At 33.5% G+C, this 7,127-nt stretch carries 4 protein-coding genes; 2 read left to right on the forward strand and 2 right to left on the reverse strand.

Features of this window, described 5'->3' with window-relative positions; genetic code table 11:
• Together carB and rpmH are read right to left on the reverse strand one after the other, a co-directional pair.
• A complete protein-coding gene (gene carB / locus MK851_RS14585; RefSeq protein WP_303510894.1) occupies nucleotides 1–2,853 on the reverse strand; it encodes a carbamoyl-phosphate synthase large subunit in 2,853 nt (950 codons plus the stop codon).
• A 103-nt stretch (nucleotides 2,854–2,956) separates the two neighbouring features.
• Nucleotides 2,957–3,118, reverse strand: a complete 162-nt coding sequence (rpmH, locus tag MK851_RS14590; RefSeq protein ID WP_028891113.1) for a 50S ribosomal protein L34 — start codon at nucleotides 3,116–3,118, stop codon at nucleotides 2,957–2,959.
• A 229-nt stretch (nucleotides 3,119–3,347) separates the two neighbouring features.
• Between rpmH and MK851_RS14595 the strand changes: the two genes are divergently transcribed.
• Together MK851_RS14595 and yidC are read left to right on the forward strand one after the other, a co-directional pair.
• A complete protein-coding gene (locus MK851_RS14595) occupies nucleotides 3,348–4,967 on the forward strand; it encodes a CTP synthase (protein WP_303510901.1) in 1,620 nt (539 codons plus the stop codon).
• A gap of 193 nt (nucleotides 4,968–5,160) precedes the next feature.
• Complete coding sequence (gene yidC / locus MK851_RS14600; protein ID WP_320244613.1) at nucleotides 5,161–7,035, forward strand: membrane protein insertase YidC; 1,875 nt, start codon at nucleotides 5,161–5,163, stop codon at nucleotides 7,033–7,035.
• The last annotated feature ends 92 nt before the right edge of the window (nucleotides 7,036–7,127 follow it).

Consider the following 7,127-nt stretch of genomic DNA (forward strand, 5'->3'; position numbering starts at 1 on the left):
TTATTTGCTTAAATACATTTTACGTCTTGCATATAAATCGTAAAAAGCATCATCTCTAAGTGAATCTATAAACAGAATACTTTCTCCTGTCGATTTCATCTCAGGCCCTAAATTCTTATTTACATTAGGGAACTTATTAAAAGAGAATACAGGTTGCTTAATTGCAAAGCCTTCTAACTGTGGATTGAAATCAAAATCAGTTACTTTTTTATCTCCTAACATCACTTTTGTAGCATAATTCACATAAGGTTCTTTATATGCTTTTGCTATGAACGGAACCGTACGAGATGCACGTGGGTTTGCTTCAATGATAAAAACTTTATCATCTTTAATTGCAAACTGAATGTTGATTAATCCTACTGTATCTAGTGCTAAGGCAATTGTTTTAGTATACTCCCTAATTTGCTCTAATACTAATTCCCCTAAATTAAAGGCTGGTAAGGTAGCATTCGAGTCTCCTGAGTGAATTCCACAAGGCTCAATATGCTCCATAATTCCAATGATGTATACATTTTCACCGTCACAAATTGCATCTGCTTCTGCTTCAATTGCTCCTTCTAAATAGTGATCTAACAATAATTTATTATTAGGAATTTTGCGTAATAAATCTACTACATGCTCTAATAATTCTTCTTTGTTAATCACAATTTTCATTCCTTGCCCACCTAATACATATGATGGACGCACTAAAATTGGGAAATCTAATTCATCTGCTAAAGCTAAAGCTTCATCAGCATTTTCTGCAACTCCAAACTCTGGATAAGGAATATTGTTTTCTTTTAATAAGCTAGAGAAACTTCCACGATCTTCCGCTAAATCTAACGCTTTATAGCTAGTTCCTAAAATCGGAATTCCGTAACGTTCTAACTTTTCAGCTAATTTCAAAGCTGTTTGTCCTCCTAACTGAACTATAACGCCTTCTGGTTTTTCATGCTTGATGATGTCGTAGATATGTTCCCAGAAAACAGGCTCAAAGTATAATTTATCTGCCGTGTCAAAATCGGTAGAAACAGTTTCTGGGTTACAGTTAATCATAATCGTTTCGTAACCACATTCTTTTGCTGCATACACACCGTGAACACAACAGTAATCAAACTCAATTCCTTGACCAATTCTGTTAGGTCCTGAACCTAATACAATTACTTTTTTCTTATCAGAAACCACACTTTCGTTTGATACAGAAACGGTACCATCCGCTGTTTCTATTTCACTTTCAAATGTTGAATAGTAATAAGGAGTTTGTGCTTTAAATTCCGCAGCACAAGTATCTACTAATTTGTAAACACGTTTTATTTTTAATTCCTCACGCTTTTTATACACTTCACTCTCTAAACATCCTAACATGTGAGCTATTTGACGATCACCATATCCTTTCTGCTTAGCCTCTAATAATAACTCTCTATCAAGCGTATCAACAGTATATGTAGAAATTTCTTTTTCTAACATATATAGCTCTTCATATTGGCGTAAGTACCACATATCAATCCTAGTAATTGAGTGTATTTTACTTAACGGAATTCCCATTTGAATTGCGTCATAAATAGCAAATACTCTATCCCAAGAAGCATATGTTAATTTTTCTATAACTTGGTTGTAGTCCTTATACCCTTTACCGTCAGCTCCAATTCCATTACGTTTAATCTCTAACGATTGAGTTGCTTTATGTAACGCCTCTTGGAACGAACGTCCAATTCCCATTACTTCTCCAACCGCTTTCATTTGTAGACCTAACGTTCTATCAGAACCTTCAAACTTATCAAAGTTCCAACGAGGAATTTTTACAATTACATAATCTAATGTTGGCTCAAATAAAGCTGAAGTAGACTTAGTAATTTGGTTATCTAGCTCATCTAAAGTATACCCTGTTGCTAATTTAGCAGCAATTTTTGCAATTGGATATCCAGTTGCTTTTGATGCTAATGCTGATGAACGAGATACACGTGGGTTAATTTCAATTGCAATAATATCTTCCTTCTCATCTGGAGAAACGGCAAATTGCACGTTACATCCTCCAGCAAACTCACCAATAGAGCGCATCATTTTAATTGCCATGTCACGCATTTTTTGGAACGTTTTGTCCGATAATGTCATGGCTGGAGCTACTGTTATAGAATCTCCGGTATGAATCCCCATTGGATCCATATTTTCAATAGAACAGATAATTACAACGTTATCGTTATCATCACGTAATAACTCTAACTCGTATTCTTTCCACCCCATCATTGCTTTATCAATCATTACCTCATGAATTGGAGAAATCTCTAATCCTCTTGATAACGACTCTTCAAATTCTTTCTCATCATATACGATAGATGCTCCTGCTCCACCTAATGTGAAAGAAGCTCTAATACATAACGGAAACCCGAACTCCTGCGCTATTTCTTTTCCTTTTAAAAATGACGTTGCAGTAGCTTGAGGTGCCATTGGCACGCCAATTTTTTCCATTAATAAGCGAAACTTATCTCTATCCTCTGTAATATTAATAGCATCAATATCTACTCCTATAATTTCAACATCAAAGTCTTTCCAAATTCCTTTTTCGTCAGCTTCAATACAAAGATTTAATGCAGTTTGCCCTCCCATAGTAGGTAAAACAGCATCAATTTGTGGGTGCTCTTTTAAGATTTGAACAATAGACTTCGTATTAAGCGGCAACAAGTATACATGATCAGCCATCGAAGGGTCTGTCATAATTGTTGCAGGATTCGAATTAATTAAGATAGTTTCAATACCATCTTCTCTCAAAGATCTTAACGCTTGAGATCCTGAATAATCAAATTCACATGCTTGACCAATAACAATTGGCCCAGATCCAATAATTAAAATCGATTTAAGGTCTTGTCTTTTAGGCATTTTAATTTGTGTTGTGTTGTGATGTAAAAATAAAAATTGTTTGGTTATAAAAAAAGGCGATACTTAACAGTAACGCCTTTAAAAAATTAACAATAGTTAATCATTATTTCTTTGGTCTAGATTCAGATGAAACAGACAATTTCTTTCTTCCTTTTGCTCTTCTTCTAGCTAATACTTTACGTCCATTAGCAGAAGCCATTCTTTCGCGGAAACCGTGTTTGTTTCTTCTTTTTCTCTTCGATGGTTGGTACGTTCTTTTACTCATTACAGTATATCTTAAATATCTTCTTTAAAAATGTTTTGCTTTTGTGAAATTCCGTCTGCTAAAAGCGTGGGCAAATATACAACAGTTTTTCAGTCTGACAAACCCTTATTTTATTTTTTTTAAAAAAAAGTCTGTTCGGCAAACATACATAATTTTTCTGTACGTTTTTTATCTTTTTTATTTGTTCTAATTGCCAGACTTCTTACTTTTGCGCAAACCTAACAGCACCATGAATAATACAAAATACGTTTTTGTAACCGGAGGCGTAACTTCATCACTAGGGAAGGGAATTATAGCTGCTTCTTTAGCCAAATTATTACAAGAAAGAGGATACTCAGTAACCATTCAAAAATTAGATCCATATATTAATATAGATCCAGGAACATTAAATCCATACGAACATGGGGAATGTTATGTTACCGATGATGGGGCTGAAACCGATTTAGATTTAGGACACTATGAACGTTATTTAAACATTCCTACTTCACAAGCTAATAATGTTACTACAGGTAGAATTTATCAATCTGTAATAAATAAAGAGCGTAAAGGAGAGTTTTTAGGAAAAACAGTTCAAGTAATTCCTCATATTACCGATGAAATTAAGAACAGAATCCAAATCTTAGGAAATACAGGTGATTACGACATTGTAATTACTGAAATTGGAGGAACCGTTGGTGATATTGAATCGTTACCATATATAGAAGCAGTTCGTCAATTACAGTGGGACTTAGGAGAGGATAATGCAATTGTTATCCACCTAACCTTAGTTCCTTACTTAGCGGCCGCTGGTGAATTAAAAACCAAGCCTACACAACACTCTGTAAAAACATTAATGCAAAGTGGTGTTAAACCTGATATTTTAGTATGTCGTTCAGAGCACGAAATTTCTGATGATATTAAACGTAAACTAGCATTATTTTGTAATGTTAAAAAACAAAATGTAATTCAGTCGTTAGATGCTGAGACTATTTACGATGTTCCTAACCTTATGTTTAAAGAAGGATTGGATTATGTGGTATTAGATAAATTAAACTTATCTACACGTAAACAACCTAATTTAAAAACATGGAATAAGTTTTTAGAACGTCACAAAAACCCTACCTCTAGTATTGAAATTGGTTTAGTTGGAAAATATGTTGAATTGCACGATTCATATAAATCAATTACAGAAGCCTTTATCCATGCAGGAGCAGCAGCTAGTAATAAAACAAAGGTTAATGTTCGTTGGATTCATTCTGAAGAATTAACACCTGAAAACGCTGTTAAACAACTAGAAGGTTTAAACGGTGTACTAGTTGCACCTGGATTTGGTGACAGAGGAATTGAAGGTAAAATTGCAGCAGTACAATATGTACGTGAAAACAATATACCCTTCTTAGGTATTTGTTTAGGAATGCAAATGGCAGTTATTGAGTTTGCTAGAAATGTGTTAGGTCTTAAAGATGCAAATTCTACCGAAATGAATCCTAAAGTACCACACCCCGTTATTAACTTAATGGAAGAGCAAAAAGATGTTACTGAAAAAGGTGGCACCATGCGTTTAGGAGCTTGGGACTGTCAATTAACACAAGATTCCAAAGTTTTTCAAGCTTACAAAGAAGAATTAATTAGTGAGCGTCATCGTCATAGATACGAATACAATAACGATTATAAAGAGCAATTAGAAAACGCTGGTATGAAAACAGCTGGTGTTAACCCAAAAACTGGATTGGTGGAAATTGTTGAAATCGACTCTCACCCTTGGTTTGTTGGAGTTCAATACCATCCTGAATATAAGAGTACGGTGTTAAATCCACACCCTTTGTTTGTAGGTTTCATTAAAGCAGCTTTAAAACAATCAAAAAAATAAATTAAAAATCCTGTAACTAAAAATTACAGGATTTTTTATTGACAAAAAATGGAACGCTGTTTGAACTACCATTAATAACGAAATTATTCACCGTAAAACCTCAAAAAAACTAGAGGGTTTTTACTACCTTTGTCCGGTTTTTCAGCTTTCAAGAAAAACTTTAAATGACAAGTTGACATTTTAACATATATCAATGGAACAAAAAAAATTTGATTTAAATTCCTTTATAGGAATGCTTTTATTAGGAGGGATTATGCTTTGGTGGATGAACACACAAAAGCCAGAAGAAACTCCTGAAGCTACTACCCAAACAGAGCAAACTACAGATGCTACCACCAACACTGAAAACAATTTAACCGACAACGTAGTTGTAAACGACTCGTTACAACAAATTGCTTTACAAAATAAGTTTGGTGCTTTTGCATACGGAGCTTCAAAAAGCCAAGAAGGAAACACAACACTAGAAAATGACGTTGTAAAGTTAACTATCGATAACAAAGGTGGGCAAATCATCGAAGCTTTAGTTAAAAACTACAAAACATACGACTCATTACCTCTATACTTAATTAAAGATAATAACGCTTCCTTTAATATCAATTTCGGAACTACTGATAACCGAATTTTAAATACTAAAGATTTATTATTTACTCCTACCCTTACCAAAAATGGAGACACCCAAGTACTTTCTTTAAAGTTAAAGGTTTCTGAAGCTAAATTTTTAGAGTACCGTTACGAAATGAAAAAAGGTGATTACCGAGTAGGTTTTGCTGTTCGTTCACAAGGGTTAAGTAATACCATTAATAGTTCTCAAGAAATTAATTTAGATTGGAGTTTAAAAGGTTTTAGACACGAAAAGAGTTTAAAAACTGAAAATATGTACTCTTACTACTATTATAAAGCTGATGATGAAGTAGATTATTTACAAATGAACGATGATGAAGTTGTTAGTGATATTGATTGGGTGGCTTATAAACAACACTTCTTCTCTTCTATTTTAACATCTGATACACCTTTTAGCAATGCAACTTTAAAATCTGTTGATTTTGCAGGTGAGGAAAAAGATAGTGTATATACTAAAACTTACGGATTAAAAGCTCCGTTAGCATTAACAAATGGAGAATTAAATTATAATATGCAATGGTTTTACGGGCCAACTGATTATAATTTGTTAAAATCTTATGAAGGCACTAGTTTAGATGAAATCGCTGACTTAGGCTGGGGTATTTTTGGTTTCTTAAACCGTACTGTATTCTACCCTGTATTTAATATGTTAAAAGGGTTTATTGGTAACTTCGGATTAATCATCATTTTAATGACGATTGTAGTACGTATTATAATGTCTCCAGTACTATATAAATCGTACTTATCAAGTGCTAAAATGAAGGTGATTCGTCCAGAAATGGAAGAAATCAATAAAAAACACCCAGGTAAAGAAAATGCGATGAAGCGTCAACAAGAAATCATGGCAGTACAGCGAAAAGCTGGAGTAAGCATGATGTCTGGTTGTATACCTGCATTAATGCAAATGCCTGTATTCTTTGCGCTATTTAAGTTTTTCCCTACGAACATTGATTTCCGTCAAAAAAACTTCTTATGGGCAAATGACTTATCTTCATACGATACTATTTTCCAATTACCTTTTAAAATTCCATTTTATGGAGACCACGTAAGTTTATTTCCAATTTTAGCATCTGTAGCCATTTTCTTCTACATGAAAATGAACCAGAGTCAGCAAGCTAATATGCAAGCGCCTACTCAAGAAGGAATGCCTGATATGAGTAAAATGATGAAGTGGATGATTTACTTCTCTCCTATTATGATGTTGTTCTTCTTTAACAATTATGCTAGTGGATTAAGTTTATACTACTTTATCTCAAACTTGTTAACTATTATAATTATGTTCGTTATTAAGAACTATGTTATTGATGAAGCTAAGATTCATGCTAAAATTGAAGAAAACAAAAAGAAGCCTGTTAAAAAGAGTAAGTTTCGTGAGCGTTTAGATGCTGCCATGAAACAAGCTCAAGAACAACAAGCTGCGCAGCAAAAAACTAAAAAGAAAAAATAATTTTTCAGTAAATAATGAGTCGTCCTAAAATAGGTTGACATATTAAAAAATATAATTTAAACCAGAGAAGCTAGCTTCTCTGGTTTTTTATT

Origin of the sequence: Tenacibaculum sp. 1B UA (assembly GCF_033978845.1) — a bacterium.
In the GTDB taxonomy this organism is placed as follows: Bacteria; Bacteroidota; Bacteroidia; order Flavobacteriales; family Flavobacteriaceae; genus Polaribacter.

Coding starts and splice junctions, on each gene's coding strand:
- yidC (WP_320244613.1), top strand. CDS start 5,161: ATGGAACAAAAAAAATTTGATTTAAATTCCTTTATAGGAATGCTTTTA.
- rpmH (WP_028891113.1), bottom strand. CDS start 3,118: ATGAGTAAAAGAACGTACCAACCATCGAAGAGAAAAAGAAGAAACAAA.
- MK851_RS14595 (WP_303510901.1), top strand. CDS start 3,348: ATGAATAATACAAAATACGTTTTTGTAACCGGAGGCGTAACTTCATCA.
- carB (WP_303510894.1), bottom strand. CDS start 2,853: ATGCCTAAAAGACAAGACCTTAAATCGATTTTAATTATTGGATCTGGG.